General features: G+C 47.6%; 19 protein-coding genes and 2 pseudogenes. 14 read left to right on the top strand and 7 right to left on the bottom strand.

Annotated features, from left to right (window positions below):
• Positions 1-275 precede the first annotated feature (275 nt).
• From JM642_RS05405 to JM642_RS05440, 8 genes are all read left to right on the top strand, one after another.
• Entirely contained in the window at positions 276-1265 is a 990-nt protein-coding gene (locus JM642_RS05405; protein WP_055648325.1) for a transporter substrate-binding domain-containing protein, read from the top strand.
• Entirely contained in the window at positions 1265-2752 is a 1488-nt protein-coding gene (locus JM642_RS05410; RefSeq protein ID WP_203433068.1) for a methyl-accepting chemotaxis protein, read from the top strand. Before JM642_RS05405 ends, JM642_RS05410 begins: the two co-directional genes overlap by 1 nt.
• 28 nt (positions 2753-2780) lie before the next feature.
• A complete protein-coding gene (locus JM642_RS05415; protein WP_203433070.1) occupies positions 2781-5471 on the top strand; it encodes a family 20 glycosylhydrolase in 2691 nt (896 codons plus the stop codon).
• A 222-nt stretch (positions 5472-5693) separates the two neighbouring features.
• A complete protein-coding gene (locus JM642_RS05420; protein ID WP_203433072.1) occupies positions 5694-6602 on the top strand; it encodes a BadF/BadG/BcrA/BcrD ATPase family protein in 909 nt (302 codons plus the stop codon).
• Between the two features lie 58 nt (positions 6603-6660).
• Complete coding sequence (locus JM642_RS05425; protein WP_172589553.1) at positions 6661-7659, top strand: SIS domain-containing protein; 999 nt, start codon at positions 6661-6663, stop codon at positions 7657-7659.
• A 42-nt stretch (positions 7660-7701) separates the two neighbouring features.
• Entirely contained in the window at positions 7702-8838 is a 1137-nt protein-coding gene (gene nagA / locus JM642_RS05430) for an N-acetylglucosamine-6-phosphate deacetylase (RefSeq protein WP_203433074.1), read from the top strand.
• A 137-nt stretch (positions 8839-8975) separates the two neighbouring features.
• The gene (locus JM642_RS05435; protein ID WP_203433076.1) at positions 8976-10163 is read left to right on the top strand and encodes a DUF5009 domain-containing protein; all 1188 of its coding nucleotides are present in this window, start codon (positions 8976-8978) and stop codon (positions 10161-10163) included.
• A gap of 339 nt (positions 10164-10502) precedes the next feature.
• Positions 10503-11810 (top strand): sugar MFS transporter, encoded by a 1308-nt coding sequence (locus tag JM642_RS05440; protein ID WP_203433743.1) that lies wholly within the window; start codon positions 10503-10505, stop codon positions 11808-11810.
• Between the two features lie 131 nt (positions 11811-11941).
• On the opposite strand, the gene JM642_RS05445 is transcribed toward JM642_RS05440, so the two are convergent.
• The 4 genes from JM642_RS05445 to JM642_RS05460 all read right to left on the bottom strand — a co-directional run bounded on the left by JM642_RS05445 (position 11942) and on the right by JM642_RS05460 (position 16111).
• Positions 11942-12664, bottom strand: a complete 723-nt coding sequence (locus JM642_RS05445; protein WP_047534705.1) for a TorF family putative porin — start codon at positions 12662-12664, stop codon at positions 11942-11944.
• Positions 12665-12843: 179 nt separating this feature from the next.
• Positions 12844-13215, bottom strand: a complete 372-nt coding sequence (locus tag JM642_RS05450) for a cupin domain-containing protein (RefSeq protein ID WP_144346258.1) — start codon at positions 13213-13215, stop codon at positions 12844-12846.
• A 13-nt stretch (positions 13216-13228) separates the two neighbouring features.
• The gene (locus JM642_RS05455) at positions 13229-14719 is read right to left on the bottom strand and encodes a CoA-acylating methylmalonate-semialdehyde dehydrogenase (protein WP_203433078.1); all 1491 of its coding nucleotides are present in this window, start codon (positions 14717-14719) and stop codon (positions 13229-13231) included.
• Positions 14720-14770: 51 nt separating this feature from the next.
• Positions 14771-16111 carry an aspartate aminotransferase family protein gene (locus tag JM642_RS05460; RefSeq protein WP_203433080.1) on the bottom strand — a complete coding sequence of 447 codons (1341 nt, stop codon included), beginning with the start codon at positions 16109-16111 and terminating at the stop codon, positions 14771-14773.
• 281 nt (positions 16112-16392) lie between these two features.
• Between JM642_RS05460 and JM642_RS05465 the strand changes: the two genes are divergently transcribed.
• Together JM642_RS05465 and JM642_RS05470 are read left to right on the top strand one after the other, a co-directional pair.
• The gene (locus JM642_RS05465; RefSeq protein WP_203433082.1) at positions 16393-17889 is read left to right on the top strand and encodes an aldehyde dehydrogenase; all 1497 of its coding nucleotides are present in this window, start codon (positions 16393-16395) and stop codon (positions 17887-17889) included.
• Positions 17890-18175: 286 nt separating this feature from the next.
• Entirely contained in the window at positions 18176-18604 is a 429-nt protein-coding gene (locus JM642_RS05470; RefSeq protein WP_144346260.1) for an OsmC family protein, read from the top strand.
• Between the two features lie 92 nt (positions 18605-18696).
• On the opposite strand, the gene JM642_RS05475 is transcribed toward JM642_RS05470, so the two are convergent.
• Complete coding sequence (locus JM642_RS05475; protein ID WP_140907386.1) at positions 18697-19317, bottom strand: TetR/AcrR family transcriptional regulator; 621 nt, start codon at positions 19315-19317, stop codon at positions 18697-18699.
• A gap of 641 nt (positions 19318-19958) precedes the next feature.
• Here JM642_RS05475 and JM642_RS05480 point away from each other — a divergent pair.
• The 4 genes and pseudogenes from JM642_RS05480 to JM642_RS20345 all read left to right on the top strand — a co-directional run.
• Positions 19959-21197: an efflux RND transporter periplasmic adaptor subunit gene (locus JM642_RS05480; protein ID WP_203433084.1), complete on the top strand. Its 1239-nt coding sequence runs from the start codon at positions 19959-19961 to the stop codon at positions 21195-21197.
• A gap of 13 nt (positions 21198-21210) precedes the next feature.
• Entirely contained in the window at positions 21211-24354 is a 3144-nt protein-coding gene (locus JM642_RS05485; protein WP_203433086.1) for a multidrug efflux RND transporter permease subunit, read from the top strand.
• A 135-nt stretch (positions 24355-24489) separates the two neighbouring features.
• Entirely contained in the window at positions 24490-25326 is an 837-nt protein-coding gene (locus JM642_RS05490; RefSeq protein ID WP_239000490.1) for an HD domain-containing protein, read from the top strand.
• 12 nt (positions 25327-25338) lie between these two features.
• A pseudogene (locus JM642_RS20345) lies at positions 25339-25758 on the top strand (HD domain-containing phosphohydrolase); the annotation flags it as partial.
• A gap of 12 nt (positions 25759-25770) precedes the next feature.
• Here the strand turns inward: JM642_RS20345 and JM642_RS05495 are convergent.
• Both JM642_RS05495 and JM642_RS20350 read right to left on the bottom strand, forming a co-directional pair.
• Positions 25771-26244 (bottom strand): NYN domain-containing protein, encoded by a 474-nt coding sequence (locus tag JM642_RS05495; RefSeq protein WP_203433088.1) that lies wholly within the window; start codon positions 26242-26244, stop codon positions 25771-25773.
• A 152-nt stretch (positions 26245-26396) separates the two neighbouring features.
• A pseudogene (locus tag JM642_RS20350) lies at positions 26397-26468 on the bottom strand (AraC family transcriptional regulator); the annotation flags it as partial.
• Positions 26469-26547 lie beyond the last annotated feature (79 nt).

Consider the following 26547-nt stretch of genomic DNA (forward strand, 5'->3'; position numbering starts at 1 on the left):
TATGCTTGTGTGATGCGTTGTTTAGTAAGGTCTGCATGAAGAGGATGAGGTCTCCTTATTCATGTGTTTGGCAGAAGTATTGCTGGTCGGGCGGCGGTACGTTTGTCTTTAATATTTGATAGTCTCTCCCCAGAAACTAGCGTTGGCTGGGTACTGTAAGCAGTGCCCAGCCATTTTTTTAGGTAGAGCGACCTTGCTTAGGATAAGCAAACAAGTTAGCGGCATTAATAAATAAAACTCGCTGGATTTTCCAGTTATAAAAGAGGCTGCGATTCATGGTTATTCATATTGCTACATTGCTTTGCAGCGTAGTGACAACTCTGGCTAAGCGTTTGTTGATGTCCATCTTGGGACTCTGGCCGAGCGTTATGCTGTGTGCGTTGAGTTTCACCGCGATAGCCGCTGTGGAGCAAATGTCGTTCACGCTTACTAATGCTGCTTTTGCGGCTGGCACTTCTTCGGCAAGCAATCCCACTCCTATCAAGATAGTGACTACCATCCAACAGCAATGGCAGTTTAATCTGCTTAAAGAGGCGCTGCGCCGCTCCGGCAAGACGTATCAAGTAGAACAAATGTCGACGCAGATGAACCAAAAACGCAATGCAGAAGAAGCACTTGCCGGCACTGTTGACGTATTTTGGAGCATGACTTCCAAAGAGCTTGAGGAAACCATGCTGCCCGTACGGATCCCACTGTTTAAGGGATTGCTTGGTAACAGATTATTAATTATCCGTAAGAGTGATGAGGCTAAGTTTGCCAACGTAAAAACACTGGCGGATTTTAAACAATTAACCGCTGGGCAAAACCGTTATTGGCCCGATGCGAGCATTCTCGAAGCCAATGGTGTGCCGTTGGTAACGAGCTATCAGTACACCAATCTATACCCTATGTTAGAAGGTGGACGGTTCGACTACCTTGCGCTTGGCGCACAGGAAATCGGCGATGAACTTGCGAGCCACCCCGATCCCGCACTTAAGATTGATAGCCATATCCTGCTGCAATATCGCTCTCCGGCCTATTTTTTTGTCTCACCAAAACGCCCCGAGTTAGCTGAGGCAATCTTAGCGGGGCTTGAACACATGATTAGCGACGGTAGCTTCGATGAAATGTTTAATCGTGAACTTAAGATTGAGCAGCTCTACCGTGATGCGCAGTTTGAGCGGCGCGTGATTATCCGCTTAGATACGCCAGATTTACATCCCTTAACGCCGATTGAACGCCAGGAGCTGTGGTTAGATCTATTTAGTATGCAAGGTGCAACATAATGAAAAATTTAGCCTTAAAAGTACAAATTGGGCTAGCTGCGGCGATATTTATGATAGTGAGCGCCTTGTTTGGGGCGTCCTATTGGTTGGCGAGCAATAAGTTAATGAGCAGCGAAATGGCCTTTGAAGACAATACGGTCGCTAATCTGCAAGTCACAATGGCACAGCCGATTTTTACCTACGATTACGAACAGATCCGGGCTGTATTATCCGTCATGTTAAAGTCTAAACAAATTTATCAAATTACCGTTGTTGATCATCGCGGTAAGCTGCTCGCAGAGGATAAACAAGCCGAGGCAGTTGCCGTCAACTATCTACAAACAAGAGAGTTACAGTTTAGCGACCAAGGTAATCCTACCGGACGCTTAACCATTACTTTTTCCATTTTGCCCGTAAAAGCGCAGTTATCCGAGTTGTTGCTGAGCTACTTTATACAGGCTTTGTTGATTTTAGCGGGCAGCCTCTTCGTGATTTTCATTATTTTAAAGCGTTTAGTGATCACCCCATTAGATAAGGTTGTCACCGCGTTAGAAGAGATTGCTAATGGTGATGGCGATTTAAGTCATCGATTACCCGTGGAGAGCGAAGATGAAATCGGCAAACTTGCCAATGCTTTCAACGGTTTTGTCGAACACATTCACGGTACAATTTCAAGGGTGCATGAAACCTCTGCTCTGCTATTGGGCGATGCTAAGGCGCTTGGAACCCTGTCGCAAAGCAACAACCAGCGTGTGCAAGCTCAGCTTAAAGAAACCGAAGCCGCGGTCACGGCCGTGACTCAATTGAGTGCCAGTGCCAACGAAGTGGCCATCAATGCTAAACGTACCGCCGATGCGGCAACCCAAGCCGATAGAGCGGTTGACGATGGTCAGCGTCAGTTTGACTCGGGCTTAGCCATTACTCGCCAACTTGCGGCTGAGTTAGCACGTTCGGCTCAGTCGGTGTCGCAGTTACAACAGGAAACGCAGCGTATTGATGAAGTTGTAGTGGTGATCAGCAGCATTGCCGAACAGACTAATCTGCTGGCGTTAAATGCTGCGATTGAAGCTGCCAGAGCGGGTGAGCAGGGGCGTGGTTTTGCCGTTGTTGCCGATGAAGTGCGCTCTTTAGCGAGCCGCACCCAACAGGCGACAGGTGAAATCCAAAAAATGATCCAACAGGTGCAAAGCCGAGTTGCCGAAACCGTGAATGTGATGCAATCGAGTCAGACTCTCTCCAATCAAGGGGTCAACCGTTCGGAAGAAATTAAGCTCGTTCTATCTAAAGTGACTGATTTAGTTTCAAATATCAGTAATATGAATATCGAAGTTTCCCATGCGGCGCAGGAGCAAACCTGTGTCACCGAAGCGATTTCTCGTACATTAAATGATCTTGCCAATGTCTCAGGTTCAGCCTCCCTCGATAGTGAGCACTTAGCACTATCGAGTGAGCGACTGTTTCACCAAGGGGAAAGACTGCGGACGTTAGTAACTTCCTTCAGATTGTAGCCATTTCTGAAGCTAGAAAAGGAATATCATGAATAAAACGATTGCCGCCACCGCCATTTTATTTGCATTAGGTTTAAGTGCCTGTAGCCAAGCGCCTAAAACAGTGAATGTGCCAGTGCCAAGCTCAGCCGAGCTCGCCACGCCTGCGTCATTAACCCAAGCACACTTGCAGCAGTTTGGGGATACTTTGGGCGTGAGTTATCGCGTGCTCACCAACCGACCCGATAATAACTGTGACAAAGCCGCCGCTGAAGGTCGTTGTTTTGTAGCTGAAATTGATTTTGTCCCTGGCGTTGATCTCAAAGGTCATGACTGGGCGATTTATTTTAGCCAGATGCGTCCGGTGCAATCGGTTGAAGGCAAAGAGTTTTCCATCACTCATATCAAGGGTGATCTTTATCGCATTGCGCCTACTGAGGCATTCAGCGGTTTTAACAAAGGGGTTAAAAAGACCTTAAGGTTCCGTGGTGAGCTTTGGCAACTGTCCGAAACCGATGCCATGCCAAACTATTACATCGTTGCTGGGGATTTATCGCCAGTGGTGATTGCCAGCACGCAAGTGCAGCAAGATCCTGAGACTCGAATGGAAGTGCGTCCCTATGTTGAGCCGTTCACCGATATGGTGAAACAGTATCGCCGCACTGATGCGGATAAATTAGTGCCTGCGACCGCATCACAGCTATTTAGCAATAACCAAAATGTCAGTGAAGATGCCAGTTTAGCGGTCAATACCATTATTCCCACGCCGCAAAAAGTCGCGATCCATTCTCACGATAAAGCGGTATCACTCACCTCTGGCATTAAATTGGATGTCGCGTCAGTATTGAGTCCATCCGCTGAAAATCAGTCTTTTAAAACCGAGCAAGTGGCTGCGGCGCTTGAACGCTTAGCACGTTTGGGTGTTAAAGAGTCAGACCAAGGCTTAGTGGTGAAACTGAGCTGGCGCCAAGGCGTAGAGAGCAGTTATCTGCTGGATATCAAACCCGATGGTATCAAAATTGCCGCAGGTGATGCGGCAGGATTTTCCTATGCGTTATCATCGCTTGCCAGTTTGATTGATGTGCATGATTTGCGCGTAAATGCGATGACAATTGAAGATAGCCCAAGATATCCATTCCGCGGTATGCATATCGATGTGGCGCGTAATTTCCACAGTAAGGCGATGATTTTTGCGTTGATTGATCAAATGGCGGCTTACAAACTCAACAAATTACATCTGCATATGGCCGATGATGAAGGTTGGCGCTTAGAGATTGATGGCCTGCCTGAACTGACCGATATTGGTAGTAAGCGTTGCCACGATCTTGAGGAAAATACCTGTTTATTACCGCAGCTTGGCAGTGGGCCTGTTGCGGAGTCAAGTGTCAATGGTTTCTATAGCAAACAAGACTACATCGATATTCTCAAATACGCCGATGCGCGCCAAATTCAAGTGATCCCTTCGATGGACATGCCTGGCCATAGCCGCGCGGCGATAAAATCCATGGAAGCGCGTTATCGTAAATTACTCGCCCAAGGTAAGCCTACTGAGGCGAAAACCTATTTGTTGTCGGATGCGGCTGATACAACTGTGTATTCTTCGGTGCAGTATTACAACGACAACACTTTGAACGTCTGTATGGAATCGACCTATCAGTTTGTCGATAAAGTCATTGATGAAATTGCCAAATTACACCAAGCCGCGGGTCAACCATTAACTCGATACCATATCGGCGCCGACGAAACCGCTGGGGCGTGGAAGCAATCTCCTGAGTGTTTATCCTTTGTAGCCAATAACGATAAAGGCGTGAAATCCATCGAGGATTTAGGCGCTTACTTTATTGAGCGGATATCGAATCAACTGGCGGAAAAAGGCATTGAAGCCGCAGGTTGGAGTGATGGCATGAGCCATGTTCGCCCAAGCTATATGCCAGCTAAAGTCCAATCTAATATTTGGGATGTGATCGCCTATAAAGGATATGAGCAAGCCAATCAGCAAGTGAACAACGGTTGGGATGTGGTGCTCTCGAATCCTGAAGTGCTTTATTTTGATTTTCCCTACGAAGCCGATCCTAAAGAGCATGGCTATTATTGGGCAAGCCGCGCCACCAACGCGCACAAAGTGTTTAGCTTTATGCCGGATAACTTAGTGGCGAATGCGGAGCAGTGGACCGACTTGCAAAATCTGCCTTTCGAAGCCGACGATAGGGCAAGAATCGATGAGAAAGGCAAAAAATCTGGACCACGGGAGCAAGGTAAAAACTTTGCTGGTTTACAGGGGCAGTTGTGGAGTGAAACCATTCGCAGCAACGATACCGTTGAGTACATGATTTTCCCTCGTTTATTGATGCTGGCTGAGCGTGCTTGGCATCAAGCAGAGTGGGAAGTGCCTTACCAATATCAAGGTGCATTGTATAACCAAAGCACTGGGCACTTTACTGCGGCAATGCGTGACGCGCAGGCACAATCTTGGCAGCAAATGGCCAATACCTTAGGGCATAAGGAGTTTATTAAACTCGATAAGTCAGGTATCGATTACCGAGTGCCGACTGTCGGTGCCGAGATCCGTGACGGTAAACTGTTTGCCAACGTGGCTTATCCAGGACTTAAGATTGAGTGGCGACAAGTGAGTGGGCAATGGCAATCCTATCAAGCAGGGCAGGCGGTAACTGCGCCCGTTGAGATCCGTGCTATTGCTGCTGATGGTATCCGCAAAGGCAGAAGCTTAATCGTTAATTAATCTGTTATGTATCTGGCTGTATTTTAAAAGAAAAATACAGCCTTTTTCTTTTTCACTTTCAGTCAATTCTTTCGCCTGACATTTGATTATAAATTGCTTCAAAAAGTAAATGACAACGCTGTCATTTTTGCTGTAACATTGAGTTAACTAAAGTTGAGTGTCGTATTAACGGCATAAGTATAAGCAACGGTAGCGCTGCATTAAGAGATGAAGAGGGGTGTCATGGGGTTAGTCCAGACAAAAGATCAACAACTGTTTATCGGTGTTGATGGGGGCGGCAGTAAGTGCCGAGCCACTATCTATACTGCGGACGGTACCGTTTTAGGGACAGGTGTTGCTGGGCGCGCTAATCCGCTGCATGGTCTTGCACAAGCATTTGCATCGATTGAAGCATCGACTCGCCAAGCTCTGTTGGATGCGGGCATGAAGGAAACCGATAGCCATTTACTCGTCGCGGGCTTAGGGCTGGCGGGAGTCAATGTGCCGCGCCTGTATCAGGACGTGATCAGCTGGCAGCATCCGTTTGCTGCCATGTATGTCACTACGGATCTTCATACCGCTTGTATCGGTGCACACCGCGGCGCGGATGGTGCGGTGATTATTACGGGCACAGGTTCTTGCGGTTATGCCCATGTCGGTGATGACAGCTTAAGTATTGGTGGCCACGGTTTTGCGCTGGGTGATAAGGGCAGCGGTGCTTGGCTTGGCTTAAAAGCCGCCGAGCATGTGTTACTCGCCCTCGATGGCTTTGCCGCGCCGACTGCTTTAACCAAGATGCTGTTAAACCATTTTGGGGTAAGTGATGCCTTGGGCATCGTCGAGCATCTCGCCGGTAAGTCTTCGAGTTGCTATGCCGAATTAGCCAGAAGCGTACTCGATTGTGCAAACGCGGGTGATGAAGTCGCTCGCGGGATTGTGCAGGAAGGAGCCGATTACATCAGTGAAATGGCACGCAAGCTGTTTAGCCTCAATCCGGTGCGTTTTTCGATGATCGGTGGCCTTGCCGAACCGCTACAGGCCTGGCTTGGCAGCGATGTGGTAGCAAAGATTTCTGAAACCTTAGCACCGCCAGAATTGGGTGCCATGTACTTCGCTCAGCAGCAATTTAACTCAATCAACATTAATGGATAAGCCGTTTTAGCGCATCAGTGCTAAAGCAATACCCGTATTGATTTGTAAGGTAAATAACATGACAAACACTATTATGGAGCAAGAAGCTCGCACCGCGCCGCAGAAGATTGCGGGTCAGTTAGCCGCTAACGCCGATTTAATGCAGCAGTTAGGTGAAAAACTGCGTGCTTTCGATCCCCGTTTTGTGATGATTGTGGGCCGTGGTTCATCGGACCATGCGGGTGTATTTGCTAAATATCTTTTTGAAATTGAAGTCGGCGTGCCAACGTTTGCCGCCGCGCCATCGGTAGCCAGCGTTTATGGTAAAACCTTGAAGTTAGAAGGCGGGTTAGTGATTGTGATTTCACAATCTGGCCGTAGCCCTGATATTTTAGCCCAGGCGCGTATGGCGAAAAACGCAGGCGCGTTTTGTGTGGCGTTAGTGAACGATGAAACCGCGCCAATCAAGGATATCGTCGATGTGGTAGTGCCATTACGTGCAGGCGAAGAAAAAGCCGTTGCTGCAACCAAGAGTTACCTAGCCACATTATCAGCAATTTTGCAATTAGCCTCGGCATGGACGCAGAGCGAATCCCTCGCAGCAGCAGTTAACTCATTACCGCAAGCACTACAAACTGCGGTTGATGCTGAACCACAACTGACGCCTGAATCAGTTGAAAACGTTAAAAACTTAGTCGTGTTAGGCCGTGGCTTAGGTTATGCGGTGTCTAAGGAAATTGCGCTTAAGTTAAAAGAAGTGTGCTCAATCCACGCTGAAGCCTTCAGTAGCGCAGAGTTTCTCCATGGTCCGGTGACTTTAGTTGAGAAAAAACTCACGATTGTGGATGTGTGCATTGGCGATGAGTCTTACGCTAGCCATATCGAGCAGATTGAAAATGTGAGCCAACGTGGTGCCGATTTAGTGCACTTAAATCAAACGTCGACGGATATTCATCCACGTGTGGCGCCGTTAGCCCTGCTACAACGTTTTTATATCGACGTGGCCGCAGTTGCTATTGCCCGTGGTATTGACCCTGACCAACCCGCAGGGCTGAAAAAAGTCACTCAAACGCTGTAATGGCTGGCCGTTATCGCCGCGTTAATTTGAAAAGAGGTTTGGATGAAATTCACCTTAATTGCCGAGCAACTGTTTGATGGTGAAGCCTTCCATCGGGATGTGCCAGTCACCATTGAAGATGGGCTGATAGCCAGCTTAGACACCGCATCGGGTGCTAAGGAAATTCGCTACCCAGGCACCCTAGTGCCAGGGTTTATCGATGTGCAAGTTAACGGCGGTGGCGGCGCATTATTCAATAGCAGCCCAACGGTTGCTTGCATTGAAACCATAGGCAAGGCGCATGCTCGCTTTGGTACCACAGGATTTTTACCCACGCTGATTACCGATAATGTGCAGGTGATGGCTAAGGCGGCCGATGCCGTTGCTCTTGCGGTTGCGCAAAAAAGTGCTGGTGTATTAGGGGTGCATTTCGAAGGTCCACATTTGTCTGTGCCTAAAAAAGGCGTCCATCCACAAGGTTTTATCCGTGAGATCACTGAAGCTGAACTGGCGATCTTTTGCCGTCAGGATTTAGGTATTCGAGTGGTGACTTTAGCGCCTGAAAACGTCTCGCCCGAGGTGATCCGCCTGTTGGTGGAGTCTGGCGTTAAAGTGTGTTTGGGCCACTCTAATGCGGACTACGATACCGTTGTCGCAGCCTTAGCGGCGGGGGCGACAGGCTTTACTCACCTCTACAATGCTATGTCACCCTTAGGTTCCCGTGAGCCAGGCGTGGTAGGTGCGGCGATTGAGAGCGAAACCGCTTGGTGTGGTTTGATTGTCGATGGTCACCATGTGCATCCTGCTGCCGCTCGAATTGCCCTGCGCGCTAAACCCCGTGGCAAAGTGATGTTGGTGACTGATGCTATGCCGCCTGTGGGTCTGGATGATGAAACCAGTTTTGAGCTGTTTGGTACTCAGGTGCTGCGTGTCGGCGATAGATTAAATGCGGTGACGGGTGAACTGGCTGGCTGCGTGTTAGATATGGCGACAGCGGTTGAGAACAGCGTGAAGATGCTCGGTTTGCCGCTCGGTGAGGCCTTGCGGATGGCATCTTTGTATCCAGCCGAGTTCCTTGGCATTGCCGAGAGCGTCGGTCGGTTAGCCGTAGGGCAGCGTGCCGATTTAGTGCTGCTGGATAATCAGCATAAAGTGCTGGCCAACTATATTGCTGGAAATGCGGTTTATGTTCGCCCTTAGTGTGTTGAGTTCGTAAACCGTTAACCTTGGCCCTTGTCGTATTTTGATGACAGGGGCTAAGTTTTTTTATTGTACAGTCTGCATTTGGCTCAACATCTCGAAAAATAATTTAAATAACAATAATAAAGGATAATGGTATGAGTACGACTGCGCCGGAATCTGTCGCCAATGCGGGCGTTAATGCTCAGGATGCTGCCGCGAAAAAGCGTCAGCCAAAGCCAAGATTGATGTCCCTTGATGCCCTACGCGGTTTTGACATGTTTTGGATTTTGGGTGGCGAAGCTCTGTTTGGCGCCTTGCTTATCTTGACCGGCTGGGCGGGCTGGCAATGGGGTGATACCCAAATGCATCATAGTGAGTGGAATGGCTTTCGCTTCTATGATTTGATTTTTCCGCTGTTTATTTTCCTCTCCGGTGTTGCCCTTGGATTATCGCCAAAACGCTTAGATAAACTGCCGATGCATGAGCGCCTGCCAGTGTATCGCCATGGCGTTAAGCGGCTATTTTTACTGTTGTTGCTCGGCATTCTTTATAACCATGGTTGGGGAACGGGAGCACCTGCTGACCCTGACAAAATTCGTTATGCTAGCGTATTAGGCCGTATTGCCTTTGCGTGGTTTTTTGCCGCCTTGCTGGTGTGGCATACCCGTTTACGGACCCAAGTGCTGGTGGCTCTAGGCATATTAGTGGCCTATGGCGCGGCGCAACTCTGGTTACCGTTTCCTGGTGGACAGGCGGGTGTGTTATCACCCACTGAGTCAATCAATGCTTATGTCGACAGCCTGTTATTGCCGGGTGTGAGCTATCAAGGACGAACCCCCGATCCTGAAGGCCTGTTATCGACACTGCCTGCCGTAGTCAACGCCTTAGCGGGTGTATTTGTCGGTCACTTTATTGTGAAATCCCATCCAAAAGGGGAGTGGGCTAAGGTTGGCCTATTGAGCGTTGCTGGTGGTGTTTGTTTAGCCTTAGGTTGGTTGCTGGATGGTGTCATTCCCGTCAATAAAGATCTGTGGACAAGCTCTTTTGTGTTGGTTACTAGCGGTTGGAGCATGCTGCTGTTAGCGCTGTTTTATGCCCTAGTGGATGTACTGAAATGGCAAAAGTTCGCCTTTGTGTTTGTGGTGATTGGTACTAACGCCATCATTATTTATTTGGCATCGAGCCTAGTGGATTGGAAGTATATTGCCCAAAGTGTGTTTGGTGGCGTTATCGCGGTATTGCCGGAAAATGCTCAGCACTTAGCGGCCGTGATTGGTTTGCTCACCGTTCAATGGTTAGTGCTGTATTGGATGTATCGTCGCAATATTTTTGTGCGGATTTAATCTTTCGTTATTTTGTGCTTTCAACAGGCCGCAGAGTAAACTCTGCGGCTTTTTTATTTCACATGAGTTATTCGTCATATGTGTCTTTTGCTTTAAATCAGTAGTGAGTGAAAGTTTAGGAGCCACAGTGGCTCTTAACGCGATATTTTAGGATTAAATCGTAAATGACAGCGTTGTCTTTTTGTGTTGTTTGTTTTAACATCACTGAAACAATGGTGGGTTCGAATGATAACATTAGCCATTGCAGATGAGTTGCAATAGGGATGTGTGCAATACTCAGCGGATTTTTGTCCCGCAATCACCTTAAAATTAATTACTATAAGAAGCAGGTTTATGGAAATGACACTCGATAAAAGCCAGCAGAAAAGCAGTTTTATCCCCATGGCGATAGTGGCAGCACTCTTTTTCATCCTCGGGTTTGCAACTTGGTTGAATGGTTCTTTAATGCCCTATTTAAAACAAATTTTGCAACTCAATCCCTTCCAAGCTTCATTAATCCTGTTTTCTTTCTATATCGCGGTGACCTTTACTGCACTGCCCTCGGCGTGGCTTATCCGTAAAGTGGGCTACAAAAATGGGATGGCCTTGGGCATGGGCGTGATGATGCTCGCGGGTTTACTGTTCATTCCAGCGGCGAAGACTCAAATCTTCGCCCTATTTTTATTTGCCCAATTAGTTATGGGGGCGGGGCAGACGTTACTGCAAACCGCAGTAAATCCTTATGTTGTTCGTCTTGGGCCTGAAGAGTCTGCGGCGGCGCGTGTTAGCGTGATGGGTATTTTGAACAAAGGTGCGGGGGTGATTGCACCGTTAGTGTTCTCGGCGTTGATTTTAGATAGTTTTAAAGACCGTATCGGCACAACATTAACGCAAGTACAAATTGATGAAATGGCCAATAGTTTGGTTTTTCCTTACTTAGGCATGGCGGTGTTTATCGGTGTTTTAGCCTTGGCGGTGAAAAAATCCCCATTACCAGAATTATCTAATGAAGATGAAGTCGCTGAGCATACAGATAAAAGCCAGATTAAAGCGGCGTTATCTCACCCTAACTTAGCATTTGGTGTGTTGGCACTGTTTGTGTACGTAGCGGTAGAGGTGATCGCTGGCGATACTATAGGTACCTTTGCGTTATCTTTAGGCGTTGAGCATTACGGGGTCATGACCTCATACACTATGGTTTGCATGGTGCTGGGTTATACGCTGGGGATAATCCTTATCCCTCGCGTTATTTCTCAACCGACAGCGCTGATGATTTCCGCAATTTTAGGCATATTACTCACCTTAGGCATTCTGTTTGGGGATAACAATTCCTACGCTATTGCTAACACTTTGTTGGTGCCTTTTGGGGGCGTAGCTTTACCTGATACCTTGCTATTGATTGCTTTCTTAGGATTAGCCAATGCGATTGTGTGGCCTGCCGTATGGCCTCTTGCTTTGTCGGGCATGGGCAAATTGACGAGTACGGGTTCTGCGCTCCTTATCATGGGGATTGCCGGCGGTGCGTTTGGTCCAGTGTCTTGGGGGTTAATGAGTTCGGCAACCGAAATGGGGCAGCAGGGCGGGTATATGGTGATGTTACCTTGTTATCTGTTTATTCTCTTCTATGCAGTCAAAGGCCATAAGATGCGCAGTTGGTCTGCTAAATAATAAAGATATAATAGACAAGCTCACTAAATCACTAAATAACTAAAGCCCTCAAAAGAGGGCTTTTTTAATGACATTAGTGCTAAAAAATCGCCCTTGGTTGTAAGGGCGTTTTGTCTGATGAGCTAAAGCGCTTAGAACGCGTAACTAACGCTCGCGAGGACGGTATCGTCGTTTTGGTATACACCGTCGGAGACTTTTTGATCGCCACTTAAATCAGTGCTTAACCAAGCAAGTGAAAGGCCAAATCCCATTAACTCCGTAGAGACGCCAACAGAATAATCGGAATAACTATCGAAGCCTTCACCATCATCTAATGCATCGCCAACGTTGTAGCCGTAATGCAGATCGAGATTCCAGTTTTCGACAAACTCATAGGAATAATTGACTTCACCGTAGTGGTAATCTAAATCAGTGCCACCGTAGTCATTGGTATACCAATAGGCTACGCGAAATCCGCTAAACTCGACGCCAGCCGTTACTTCAAAATAGCCAAGATCACTCTCGCCCGAATAGTTATAGCGGTTCAGTGTCACGTCGTAGCTGACGTTATCATTGATATCACCGCCGTAGGCAACATAGAAGTCATACTCAACATCTGGGCCATTATAACCAGGTTCATCAAAGTCGACGTTACTGGCCCAGGCGCCGACGGAAAATCCTGATTCAAAACTCCAGTCTATTCCACCTTGTACAGCGGGATCTCCAGCGGTTTGCGAGACACCGCGGAAGCGATAATCGTTAGTTAAGCTAATCTCACCAGACACTTCTGCACTGGCTATGCTGGAAAATAAGCTGGTAGTAAGCGCGAGTCCAGCAAGTTGTGCTAGCCGTTTTTTCTGTAGGTTGTTATTCACGGTATTTCTCCCATTTTCTTGATTGACACGGATGCACAAGCTTCTTTTATGTTTTAAAACAGGTTTGTACATCCGATAATTTGCCAAACAACAGCCAAGGAAACTCCGTTGCTGTGACCTCATGGCGGTAAAGCTAACTCACTTTAACTTTGTTCATTGAGGCAAAACGCACCTCTGTATTACTGTGAGTTTTGTTCGAAGATGACATACACCTTGCGACAGGGGGTGACGACTTGCCACACACCTTGAAATCCCGCTGGAATAATAAAGCGATCACCTACGCTAAAGGTTTGAGATTGTCCCTCAAGATCGGTGATCACACTGGTTCCTTCGAGAATTTCACAATACTCATATTCAGTGTAGTTGATTTTCCAAGCGCCTGATTCACTTTGCCAAATTCCACTATGGAATTGATTACAAGGGCTAGAATAATGATTTTGCAATTGCTGAGTTGGATTACCCAACAGCCGTTTTTCAGGGGCGACTTGATAGCTTTCCACTGGCGGTTGTGCGCTGGCAAAGCGAATGATTGATGTGACGCTCACTGTCATAAATGGCTCCGGATTATTTCATGGTGGGCATAACAAACTCGGCCTGAGTTTGCTTGCCTACAGGCCAGCGAGCGGTAATGGCTTTGCGTTTGGTATAAAAACGAACACCATCAGGGCCATGCATATGCAAAGGTCCAAAGAGTGAGCGTTTCCAGCCGCCAAAGCTATGGAAAGCCATCGGTACGGGGATTGGCACGTTAACGCCGACCATACCCACCTGCACATGGTGACAAAAATGACGGGCAGCCTCACCGCTTTGGGTGAAAATGGCGGTGCCGTTGCCAAATTCATGTTGGTTTATCAGTTTAAGTGCACTGGGATAATCGTTGACTCGAACAATTGATAGCACAGGGCCAAAGATTTCTTCGCGATAGATCCGCATATCCGGCGTGACATGGTCGAATAAACACGCCCCTAAGAAGTAACCTTGTTGATGATCGGCAACGGTTAATTGTCGGCCGTCTACCAGTAAGGTTGCTCCTTCCTGAACTCCAGTTTCTACATAGTCAGTGACTTTGGCTAAGTGTTGTTTGGAAATAAGGGGGCCCATTTCCATCTCTGGCGTGAGGCCATTGCCCACTTTTAATTGTTGGATTTGTGGTAATAACTTGTCGACCAGTTTATCGCCCACATCGCCCACAGCCAACACCACCGATATCGCCATACAACGCTCGCCTGCACTGCCGTAGGCTGCTCCCATCAGTGCACTTACCGCTTGATCTAAATCCGCGTCTGGCATCAGCAGCATATGGTTTTTGGCACCGCCTAAGGCTTGTACCCGTTTACCGTGTTTGGATGCGGTGCTGTAGATATACTCAGCGATTGGAGTGGAACCAACAAAGCTTATGGCTTGCACATCTGGATGAGTGAGCAGGGTATCGACGGCCTCTTTGTCGCCATTGATCACGTTAAACACTCCATCAGGTAAGCCAGCTTGTTTGAGCAACTCGGCAATCCTCATCACTGAACTTGGATCTTTTTCTGAGGGTTTCATAATAAAGGTGTTGCCGCAGGCAATGGCGATTGGGAACATCCACATGGGAACCATCACGGGGAAGTTAAAGGGCGCTATGCCTGCGACAACACCTAAAGCTTGATTAACGGACCAAGAATCCACACCACCACCAACTTGCTGCGTGTGCTCCCCTTTGAGTAAGTGCGGGATACCACAGGCAAATTCGACAACTTCGAGGCCGCGGATAAGTTCTCCTTTGGCATCATCGATCACTTTGCCGTGCTCTAGGGTGATGAGCTGCGCCAGTTCATCCATATGCTGCTCGACTAACGCTTTGAATTTAAAAAGCACACGGGCGCGATTAAGGGGCGTTACCTGTGACCAAGTCTCAAAGGCCGCTTTGGCGATGGCAATCGCGGCAGCGACTTCATCGCTGCTGGCGAGGGATACTTGACCTCGGCATTCGCCAGTGGCTGGTTCAAAAATATCTTGGCTTCTTGTACTCGCTGGAGTGTGTTGGCCATTCACATAGTGGGTAATCTTAAGCATAGCTAACCTTTATTTTCCCTAATTTCTGGGCGTGTGATTGAAAATTGTGCATCATCCAACGGCATGAATGGCATCGCTGAGACTATTTACCATTTGGTCAATTTGATGTTTCTCAACAATGAGTGGTGGGGATATGGCGATAATATCGCCCGTTGCCCGCACGAGCGTGCCTTGATGAAAACAGCGCTCGAACACCCGATAACCGCGTTTGCCAACGCCTTCGTTATTAGGCGCAAGCTGGAAACCCGCAACTAATCCGGTGTTGCGAATATCAATCACATTGGGCAGCCCTTTGAGGCTATGAACGGCATCCTCGAAATAACGCTCAAGTTCGAAGCTGCGTTCAAACAACTGCTCATTTTCATAGATGGAGAGCGTGGCGAGTGCTGCGGCGGCAGCGACTGGATGGCCCGAATAGGTATAACCGTGGAAAAACTCGATAAGTTCGGTGGGGCCTTGCATGCAAGTATCGTGAATATAATCCTGTACAAACACGGCGCCCATGGGGATGGCGCCATTATTAATGGCTTTGGCTGTGGTGATTATGTCGGGGATAACGCCCCAGCGCTGACTAGCGAATGCGGCACCTACACGGCCAAATGCGGTAATGACTTCATCGAAAATCAACAGGATGCCGTATTTTTGGGTAATTTCGCGTAGGCGCTTTAAGTAACCTTGTGGCGGTAAAATCACCCCTGCCGAACCCGACATGGGTTCAACAATAACGGCAGCAATATTTTCGGCGCCATGGAGTGTGACTAATTGCTCTAACACTTCGGCTTTTTCTGCCCCAAGGTTAGGTAATCCGCGGCTAAAGGCTGAATGTTGAATATCTAAAGTGTGAGGCAGGTGATCCACGCCTTGCAATAGCTGGCCGCTGAAGGCTTTGCGATTATTGCTTAACCCCCCCACGGAGATCCCACCAAATCCTACGCCATGGTAACCCATTTCTCGGCCAATAAAGCGGGTGCGTGACGCTTGGCCATTGGCTCTATGGTAGCAAAGTGCCATTTTAAGGGCGGTATCTACCGACTCAGAGCCTGAGTTGGTAAAGAATACTTTGTTGAGTCCTTCTGGGCTGAGTTCGGTTAAACGCTCCGCCAGTTCAAAAGCGATGGGATGGCCCATTTGGAAGGAGGGGGCGTAATCCATTTCTCGAATTTGTTTGCTGACGGCCTCACTGATCTCACGTCGACCATGGCCCGCATTACAACACCATAACCCCGCGGTTGAGTCTAATACCTTGTTGCCATTGATATCGGTGTAATACATGCCTTCAGCTTTGGCGAGTAATCGAGGGCTCGCTTTAAATTGGCGATTGGCGGTAAAAGGCATCCAATAGTGTTCAAGTGAAGGATGCTCGTGGGCGAGATTGTTGGGTGAGTCGGCCATAGATGTTTACCTTGTCCTTTTCCTTGTTAAATGGGGTGAGGTCTTCGTTAAGGGTGGCTAATATTTGCTATGCTATGTTAGAAATAATGAACATGGAAGAGTGCTGTGCAGTTATTTGTGGCAAAAATGCTATTTTTGTAAAAAATATTGAATTTTGATGTCTTAAAAGCGTAATCTAGGCAGCAGTTACAGCCTTAGGTCATCTTTGGCAGTTGTTAGTCGAGATAGCTCTTATCCCAATAAAGCTAAAATAAACGAATACAAACGATTAAGAGGTCATCATGAGTACACCTAAAACACGGAGCGATTGGGAAAACCTCGCTGCAAGCCTAGCAATCAATGGTAAGGCTTTTATTAACGGCGAGTATCGGGATGCGGCATCAGGCAAAACCTTTGATTGCATCAGTCCAATCGATGGTCGTTTATTGGCGCAAGTTGCCAGTTGCGATTTGATGGACGCCAATATCGCCGTGGCTAATGCTCGTGAGGTTTTTGAGTCTGGGGTATGGTCAAAGGCTACGCCTGTTAAACGTAAACAAGTGATGATCCGTTTTGCCGAGTTATTGGAAGAAAATGCCAATGAACTGGCTCTGTTAGAAACGTTGGATATGGGTAAACCGATACGTTTTTCAAAGGCGGTAGATATTGCCGGCGCTGCCCGTGCCATCCGTTGGTCGGGGGAAGCCATTGATAAACTCTACGATGAGCTGGCGCCGACGGCGCATAATGAAATCGGCATGATTACTCGTGAACCTGTAGGCGTGGTGGCAGCGATTGTGCCTTGGAATTTCCCGCTACTAATGGCCTGTTGGAAGTTAGGCCCAGCACTCGTGACGGGGAACAGTGTTATCCTTAAACCCTCTGAAAAATCACCGCTCACCGCCATTCGTATTGCCGAACTTGCCGTTGAAGCTGGGATCCCTAAAGGTGTGCTAAACGTATTGCCGGGTTATGGCCATACCGTCGGCAAAGCACTGGCGCTGCATATGGATGTCGATACCTTAGTCTTTACTGGCTCAACAAAAATCGCCAAGCAATTAATGATTTATGCTGGCGAGTCGAATATGAAGCGGGTCTGGTTAGAGGCGGGCGGTAAAAGCCCGAACATCGTATTTAACGATGCGCCCGATCTTAAAGCAGCGGCTGTGGCTGCCGCTGAAGCCATTGCTTTTAACCAAGGTGAAGTTTGTACCGCAGGCTCGCGTTTACTGGTGGAAGCTGGTGTTAAAGATCAGCTGATTGCACTTATAGCAGAAGAGCTCGCCTCGTGGCAGCCTGGGCATCCACTGGATCCTGCTACCGTTAGCGGCGCAGTGGTCGATAAGCAGCAATTAGATACCATCTTAAGCTATATCAAGGCGGGCCAAGATGAGGGCGCGAGCTTAGTGCATGGTGGACAACAAGTGCTGGCCGAAACGGGCGGTGTGTATGTGCAGCCAACGGTATTTTCAAATGTGAAAAACCAAATGAAAATTGCCAGTGAGGAAATCTTTGGCCCTGTATTATCTGTCATTGAATTCAATGGTATGGAGGAGGCGATAGCGATCGCTAACGATACCATTTACGGTTTAGCGGCAGGTGTTTGGACAGCTGATATCAGCAAGGCGCATAAAACGGCTAAAGCATTGCGTAGTGGTATGGTGTGGATTAACCATTATGATGGCGGTGATATGACGGCACCTTTCGGTGGATATAAGCAATCGGGTAATGGCCGAGATAAATCTCTACATTCCTTTGATAAATACACTGAAATCAAGGCAACGTGGATAGTGCTATAAGTAGATAGTGCGATAACCCTTTAACCCATACTTGGCCTCTTTCAATGTTATTGGAAGGGGCTTTTTAATGCTTTTTTACTTCGATGGCTTGGATTTTCATTGGTTTGTCTGTGCAGAATAACTGACATGTATCGCGATTTAATTAAAACCTTACACCCTAGACAGGTAGGTTAAACTCTTACATCGACTTACTAACCTGACTTTATAAACTGTGATCTTAGCTTGTGACTTTTCATGTTAACATTATTAGAATAATCTGATTGAAAAAAAACTAATGGAGTTTGTTATGGCTGAAAAAGTTGTTGAAGTCACCACACATATGGCAAGCGGTTGGAAGGTTACAGCGCAGGTGCGGGAGCATTTGCTGGTTATCGATCAACCCAGTGCCACTAATGAAGGCGCTAACCCTTTAGAGACCTTTTTATTCTCGCTTGGTGGCTGCATTTCGGCGATAGCTAAGATGGTTGCGCGTGAACGTAATATCACTATTCACCGGTTTGATGTGCATGTGAGAGCCGTGATGAATTCGGCGGGATTATTAGGCCAACCCTCGGACGATCCTGTTGGATTTAAAGAAATCGCCATCAATGCCAGCATAGACGCCGACTTAACCGATGCAGAAAAGAATGAGTTTTTAGATACAGTGTGTAACCGTTGTCCCGTCCATGACAATCTGCTGCGTCCGAGTCTGGTCACTCATCAAGTCCAGTGTTAACTCGATACTCATCTCGATTTTTTAGCGTCTTAAAAGCATAAACCCCAGTGTTCACTGGGGTTTATGTCAATAGTCATATGCTAATCATGCTATCACGGATTATTTTTCGGAAAGTTAGCTAATACTAACTCAGCCACTTTACGTAATTCATTGGGGCAAATGCCATTGGTTGCTTGTACGGCCATGCCTTGTAGCACTGTGCCAATGTATCGAGATAGCAGCAGTGGATCGGCATCTTCGGGGAGATCGCCCTCATCCTTTGCGCGTTGCAGGCGTTCGCATAATGCTTGCTCACCATCACGGCGACGGGTGATCAGGGTTTCTTTAATGGCTTGTCCAGCTTCACTACAGGCGAGAGCGCCTTGGACAATCAAGCAGCCATGGGGTTGGTTTTCATCCACTAAGGAAGATGCTGCGCCATAGAGCATAGACTCAACGACTTGATAGGCAGTTTCTTTTTCAAGAGAAGGATAGAAAAACGCACAGGGGCGCTGCTCGTATAACTCGATCGCTTTCAGAAACAGCTGCTCTTTATTACCAAAGGCGGCGTAAAGGCTGGGTTTGTTGATGCCCATGGCCTGAGTTAGATCGGTTAACGATGTACCTTCAAAACCTTTTCGCCAGAAGACTTCCAAGGCTTTGGCCAATGCATCGTCGGCGTCGAAGGCTCGTGGACGACCTACGCAGGGCGTCTGGGTGACGGTTGACATCATTAGGCTCCTCAATTCTCAATTGCCCCTAGGATAGACATGGGTTTAGTTCATGTCCAGCCACTCTTGCCTGCTGTCTGCGGGTTAGGTGAGTAACTCACCAAAATATATCGTCCATTCAAGCCCACATAACACGTTCGCTGTGGCTAGGGCGTATTGACGTTTCAGGGTTATTTTTGCAGCAATTTAGCTGGCTTTTATGCAAGGCAACGTCCGTGCAGTGTAGTTATTCTACATAAACGGACGATAACGCAGCAGAAACGCCAGCCAAATGCTGCCCGAAGGGTTCGTCTGGCAAGCCCTTGCTCTTACTTTCTGTCATAAGAGCCGCTCGTCATTTGAGTAGAATAACTACACATCATTCCTCGTTTCGCGAGCACGTGCTTGCCAGAACGAACAAAATCTAATCTCGAAACGTCAACACGCCCTAATTACCTCAAAGGCTTAACTACAAAGTTTCACGCTGTCACAAAAAATTAAATACTCATCGGTACAAAAATCTGTTGACAGGGTCATTTTACACTATATATTACCGCTCAGTACATAATATTTTTTACCAGTCGGTATTTATTGGTGTTGACCGAGTGTCCATCACTGATGTCTGTCTTAAACGAGATAAATGCCTGCCACATGAGGATTGTAAAATGAAAAGTAACCCATCTTTACGGATATTGATGTTGACTGCCGTGGCGGCGTTTGTCCTTTCGGCCTGTGGTAAACCAGCTGCACAGCAAAGCCAAGCTCAAGGTGCACCTAAGGTCGATGTTGCGCAGGTATTGCATGAGCGCGTTACCGAGTGGGATGAATTTACCGGCCGTTTGCAGGCGCCAGAGAGTGTGACCTTAGTGCCACGCGTGTCTGGTTATATCGCGTCGGTAAACTTTAAAGAAGGCGCCTTAGTGAAAAAAGGCGATGTGCTATTCCATATCGATGCGAGTGTGTTCGAAGCGGAAGTGGCCCGGTTAAAAGCAGATCTTGCTAGCGCGCTCTCTGCTGAGCAACTGGCCACTAACGACTTAGAACGTGCTCGCAAGCTCTTTGCCCAAAAGGCGGTATCTGCAGAATTACTCGATACCCGTGAGTCTAACAAACGTCAAACCACGGCGGCCGTAGCCTCTGTGAAAGCGGCGCTGCTGCGCGCCGAACTGGATTTAGATTACACCCAAGTGCGCGCGCCGATTGATGGCCGAGCCTCCTACGCCAATGTCACCGCGGGTAACTATGTGTCTGCGGGGCAGAGTGTGTTAACCAGCTTAGTGTCGACCGCCAGCATGTATGCCTACTTCGATGTGGATGAGCAAACCTACCTGAAATACGTCAAGTTAACCGCCGAGAAAAAGCGTAACGACCCTCGTGCTGGCGACAATCCCGTGTATATGGCGCTGGCCAACGAGCGCGAATATCAACACATAGGCCTAGTGGATTTTGTCGATAACTCGATGGATAGGCAGACGGGCACTATTCGAGTACGCGCCACTTTTAGAAATGAAGACAACAGCTTGCTCCCTGGTCTGTTCGCCAGATTACGTACCGCCGGTAGCGGCGCCTATGACGGCATCTTAATCGACGATAAAGCCGTGGGTACAGATCTGAACAACAAGTTCGTCTTAGTGGTGGCAAACGATGGCACTGTGGAGTATCGCGGCGTCACCCTAGGTGAAAAAGTTCAAGGTTTACGCATTGTTAAGCAAGGTTTAGCGGCAAACGACAAAATCGTCGTCAACGGCATGCAAAGGGTTCGTCCTAAGATGCAAATTGAGCCACACCTAGTCGATATGGCTGACAGCGAGCAGCTAGATGCGCTTCGTCAAGCTCAATTACTACTTGATAAACATCAAGAAAATATCACCACCCCAGACGTTGAAGTAGCGAGCCGCGGTTAAGGAATCCAACAGAATGTTGTCGCAGTTTTTTATTAAAAGACCGATATTTGCAGCCGTACTCTCGCTGCTGTTTTTTATCACAGGGGCGATTGCCGTCTGGCAGTTACCCATTACCGAATACCCTGAAGTGGTGCCACCAACGGTCGTGGTAACCGCCAATTATCCTGGCGCGAACCCTAAAGTCATCGCTGAGACGGTTGCCTCGCCCTTAGAGCAGGAAATTAACGGCGTCGAAGACATGCTGTATATGTCATCGCAGGCGACGTCCGATGGACGCATGACCTTAACCATCACCTTTGCGATTGGCACCGATGTGGACAGGGCGCAAACCCAAGTACAGAGCCGGGTAGACCGTGCTATGCCACGTTTGCCGCAGGAGGTTCAACGCCTCGGGATTGTGACCGAAAAATCATCCCCCGATTTAACCATGGTGGTGCATTTACTGTCGCCGGATAACCGTTATGACATGCTGTATTTGTCTAACTATGCAGCGCTGAACGTAAAAGATGAGTTAGCACGTATCAAAGGCGTGGGCGCGGTGCGTTTATTCGGTGCGGGCGAATATAGTCTGCGGATCTGGCTTGACCCGAATAAAGTCTCGGCGCTTGGTATGTCGCCAACTGAAATTATCGCCGCCGTACGTGAGCAAAATCAGCAAGCAGCAGCGGGCAGTTTAGGGGCGCAGCCTAGTGGTAATGCCGATTTCCAACTCTTGATTAACGTTAAGGGGCGTCTGACTGAACTGTCAGAATTCGAAGACATTATCATCAAGGTTGGTCAAAACGGTGAGGTGATCCGTCTTAAGGATGTGGCGCGCGTCGAACTCGGTGCAACGAGTTATGCGCTGCGTTCATTGCTGGATAACAAGGATGCGGTCGCTATTCCTGTGTTCCAAGCATCGGGCTCAAATGCGATTCAAATCTCCGATGATGTGCGCGCCGAAATGGCAAGACTGGCGAAGTCTTTTCCCGAAGGGCTGCAATACGAGATTGTGTACGATCCAACTGTGTTTGTGCGTGGCTCGATTGAAGCGGTGATCAAAACCTTACTTGAAGCCGTGCTCTTAGTGGTGTTAGTGGTGGTGCTGTTCCTACAGACTTGGCGCGCTTCGATTATTCCACTGGTGGCCGTGCCTGTGTCTTTGGTGGGAACCTTCGCCTTTATGCACTTGATGGGCTTCTCGCTTAATGCGCTGTCGCTGTTCGGTCTGGTGCTGGCCATCGGGATTGTGGTCGACGATGCTATCGTAGTGGTAGAAAACGTCGAGCGAAATATCGCCTCGGGGTTAAGCCCAATTGCCGCAACGCAAAAGGCGATGAAAGAAGTGACTGGGCCGATTGTGGCAACCACCTTAGTGTTGGCCGCGGTGTTTATTCCGACCGCCTTTATGAGCGGATTAACGGGGCAGTTTTATAAGCAGTTTGCGCTGACTATCACTATCTCTACCTTTATCTCGGCCATTAACTCGCTCACCTTGAGCCCTGCGTTATCGGCGTTGTTACTCAAGAGCCATAATGCGCCAAAGGATGGTTTAACTCGTCTAATGGACAAGCTGTTTGGTGGCTGGTTATTTACACCATTCAATCGCTTATTTAACCGTGCATCAGAAGGTTATGGCTATTTAGTGCGTAAGGTGATCCGTTTTGGCGGCATTATCGGACTGGTGTATCTGGGCATGGTTGCGCTGACGGGTGTGCAATTTGTGAATACTCCAACGGGGTATGTGCCCGGCCAAGATAAACAGTATTTAGTGGCATTTGCCCAATTACCGGATGCGGCCTCACTCGAGCGTACCGATGCGGTGATCAAGAAAATGTCCGACATCGCCTTGAATCACCCCGGTGTGGCGCACTCGATTGCCTTCCCCGGTCTGAGTATCAACGGTTTTACCAATAGTCCTAACTCGGGTGTCGTGTTTGTTGCCCTAGATGATTTTGAGTTACGTAAGCGTCCTGAGCTGTCGGCGAATGCGATTGCCGGCCAATTAAATCAGCAATTTGCTGGTATTCAGGATGCGTTTATTGCCATCTTCCCGCCGCCACCTGTGCAAGGCCTCGGCACTATTGGAGGGTTCCGTCTGCAAATTCAAGACAGAGCCAACCTTGGTTATGAGGCCTTGTATCAGGTGACCCAACAAGTGATGTATAAGGCGTGGGCCGATCCACAATTAGCGGGGATTTTCTCTAGCTATCAAGTGAACGTGCCACAACTTGAACTGGATATCGATCGGACTAAAGCGAAACAGCAGGCAGTGTCGCTCGATCAAATTTTCCAGACATTACAAACCTATATGGGCTCAACCTATGTCAACGACTTTAATCGTTTCGGTCGAACCTATCAGGTGAATATGCAGGCCGACGAAGCATTCCGTCAAAGCCCGCAGCAGATTAGTCAGCTAAAAGTGCCTAATGTGAATGGCGATATGATCCCACTCGGCTCCTTTATCAATGTGAGTCAGAGCGCAGGTCCCGATCGTGTAATGCACTATAACGGTTTCACCACGGCTGAGATTAACGGTGGCCCAGCACCCGGTGTGAGTTCGGGTCAAGCGCAGGCGGCGATTGAGAAAATCCTCGCCGAGACTTTGCCGATAGGCATGACCTACGAGTGGACTGAGCTGACCTATCAGCAAATCCTCGCCGGTAACACTGGTTTGTTAGTGTTCCCTCTGGTGATCCTGCTGGTGTTTATGGTGCTCGCGGCGCAGTACGAGAGTTTGAGTTTACCATTGGCGATTATCTTAATTATCCCAATGACCTTACTCTCAGCGCTCAGTGGTGTACTTATCTATGGCGGTGATAATAATATTTTCACCCAGATTGGTCTTATCGTCCTCGTGGGCTTAGCGACCAAGAACGCGATTCTGATTGTCGAATTTGCAAAGGAAAAACAAGACCATGGTATGGATGTGATGGAGTCAATTCTCGAGGCGGCGCGCTTACGTTTACGCCCCATCTTGATGACCTCTATCGCCTTTATTATGGGCGTGGTGCCTATGGTGTTTTCGACAGGAGCGGGGGCTGAAATGCGTCAAGCCATGGGCGTGGCAGTATTTGCCGGCATGATTGGGGTGACGCTGTTTGGTTTGATCCTGACACCATTGTTTTACTATGCCTTAGCAAAACGCGCCCGTCATAGTACAGCATCAGAGGTCTAACTTAGCTGTGTCATAAGTTCTATTTTATATCGATAAAAAGACCTGAAATTTCAGGTCTTTTTTGTATTTTGCAGCTAATTATCAAGGTATTGACTATATTTTAGTGAGGGACAAATAATTTATTAGGAAAATTCAATGAATGCCTTTCAGCCCCATGACTTCAAAGTCAATATTGATGTAAGGCATGCTTTATTAGCCGTTGCGACGGCATTGGATTTTGTTGGGGTGGACGATTTGCACCACGGTCATAGGGTTGGCTATATGGCTTACGAATGTGCGAATGTGCTCGGTTGGCCCGATGAAAAAAAGCAGTTCGCCTATTTTGCCGGACTTATTCATGATTGCGGCGTTTCTTCCTCCGAAGAGCACTTACGTCTGCTCAAATTAATGCAGCCAGAAGATGCGCAGTGCCATAGTCAACGTGGCTATGAGGCATTGCTTAAATGCCCGATTTTAGATGTTTTTGCGCCTGTCGTTCTTTACCACCACACACCTTGGCTTGAGTTGCAATCCCATGAGCTTTCCGTATTTGACCGTGATATTGCAGCACTGATTTTCTTAGCGGATCGTACCGACTTTTTAAGAGCCAGATATACGCATGGTTGTCATGAGGAGCTGATTACATTGCATGAAAGTATGGTCGCAGAGAATTTATTGGCCCATAGTGGAACCTTATTTGAACCAGAAATGGTCAATGCAATGTGTCAACTGGTCAAAAAGGATGGCTTTTGGTACAACATGGATGCAACTCATATTGAGTTATTAGGTCTGGAGTTCAAAGCTAATCACTTTTACGACAAAGAATTAGATATTGACGGGGTAAAGCAGTTAGCGCGATTTTTAGCTCGAATAGTTGATGCAAAGAGTCCCTTTACATTTCACCATTCAGAAAAAGTCGCACTGTTAGCAAAATTAGTGGCAAAGGACTGCGGTGTATCAGATACCGATGCTGAATTATTGTACGTTGCGTGATTATTACATGATGTCGGTAAGCTCAAAACGCCTGACCTATTGCTGCATAAAGAAGGCAAATTAACAAAGGAAGAGTATTCGATTGTCAAACGTCATACTGTTGATACAGAGCATACTTTACATCGTTTTTTCCCTAAGTCTGTAATAGGCGAATGGGCCTCAAATCACCATGAACGTCTCGATGGTTCAGGTTATCCCTTCAGTAAACAGCAGGAACAATTAGATTTACCCTCGCGTATTCTTGCTGTGGTCGATGTTTTTCAGGCGTTGACTCAAAAGCGACCCTATCGAGGCTCTTTATCGCTATCAGAGATTGGCGACATTATGCAGCCCATGGTCGATAAAGGGCAGTTAGATGCAGGTGTTTACAGCATTTTGTTGGCAGATATAGATAATTTTTATCAATTATCAACCCAAGAATTTTCAGCTTAATATTCATTGTTGTTAGAGCAGTAAAGCATTATCAATAGGATTAAACAGTGTTGCTGCATCCATTAGTGATTTTGCTGTCAGTTGGGGGACGCCATAGACTTCTGTCTTAACATCATATTTTTGCGTTATTTTCTCAAGCAAGATTGCAAAATCCCCATCGCCAGAAAGCAGTATTACGGTATCCACATTGGGAGCGGCATCGAGTACATCAATTGTGATCCCCACATCCCAATCTCCCTTTGCTGATCCGTCACTGCGCTGGATAAAGGGCTTAAGTTTTAACTCAAAACCGATATGTCTCAAAGCATCTTGAAACTTAAGCTGGCCATCATCACCTCGATGAATGGCATAGGCGACAGCACTGACAATATTTCCTTGTGCACTCAAGTGTTGCCAGAGTTTACGATAGTTAAACTGGCGCTGATAGGCCTCACGGCAGGTGTAATAAATGTTTTGCACATCGACAAAGAGGGCGATTCTTTTCAAGGGATAAGTTATGGCTATCAGTTGGAAGACTCTGCGCACTATAGCACAGCAAGGTAGCTAATGGCGCGAGCAGGCAAAAACAGCAATGGATCTAATCGGGAATGGCCGAGTTTAGCTTTGCTTAACGGATTTTTAGTAGGTTAATGGATTGATTATTTAAAGTATTGCGCCGGTGTTGTGCCGGTATATTGTTTAAAAAAGCTGATAAAGGCGCTGTCACTGTTATGCGTCGGACTTGATTTTGCAGATCATGTAGGTTGAATAAAACATAGAAGGAACTCATCTGAAACCTAAATGAAAAAG

This window comes from Shewanella sp. LZH-2, assembly GCF_016859145.1.
Taxonomy (GTDB): domain Bacteria; phylum Pseudomonadota; class Gammaproteobacteria; order Enterobacterales; family Shewanellaceae; genus Shewanella; species Shewanella xiamenensis.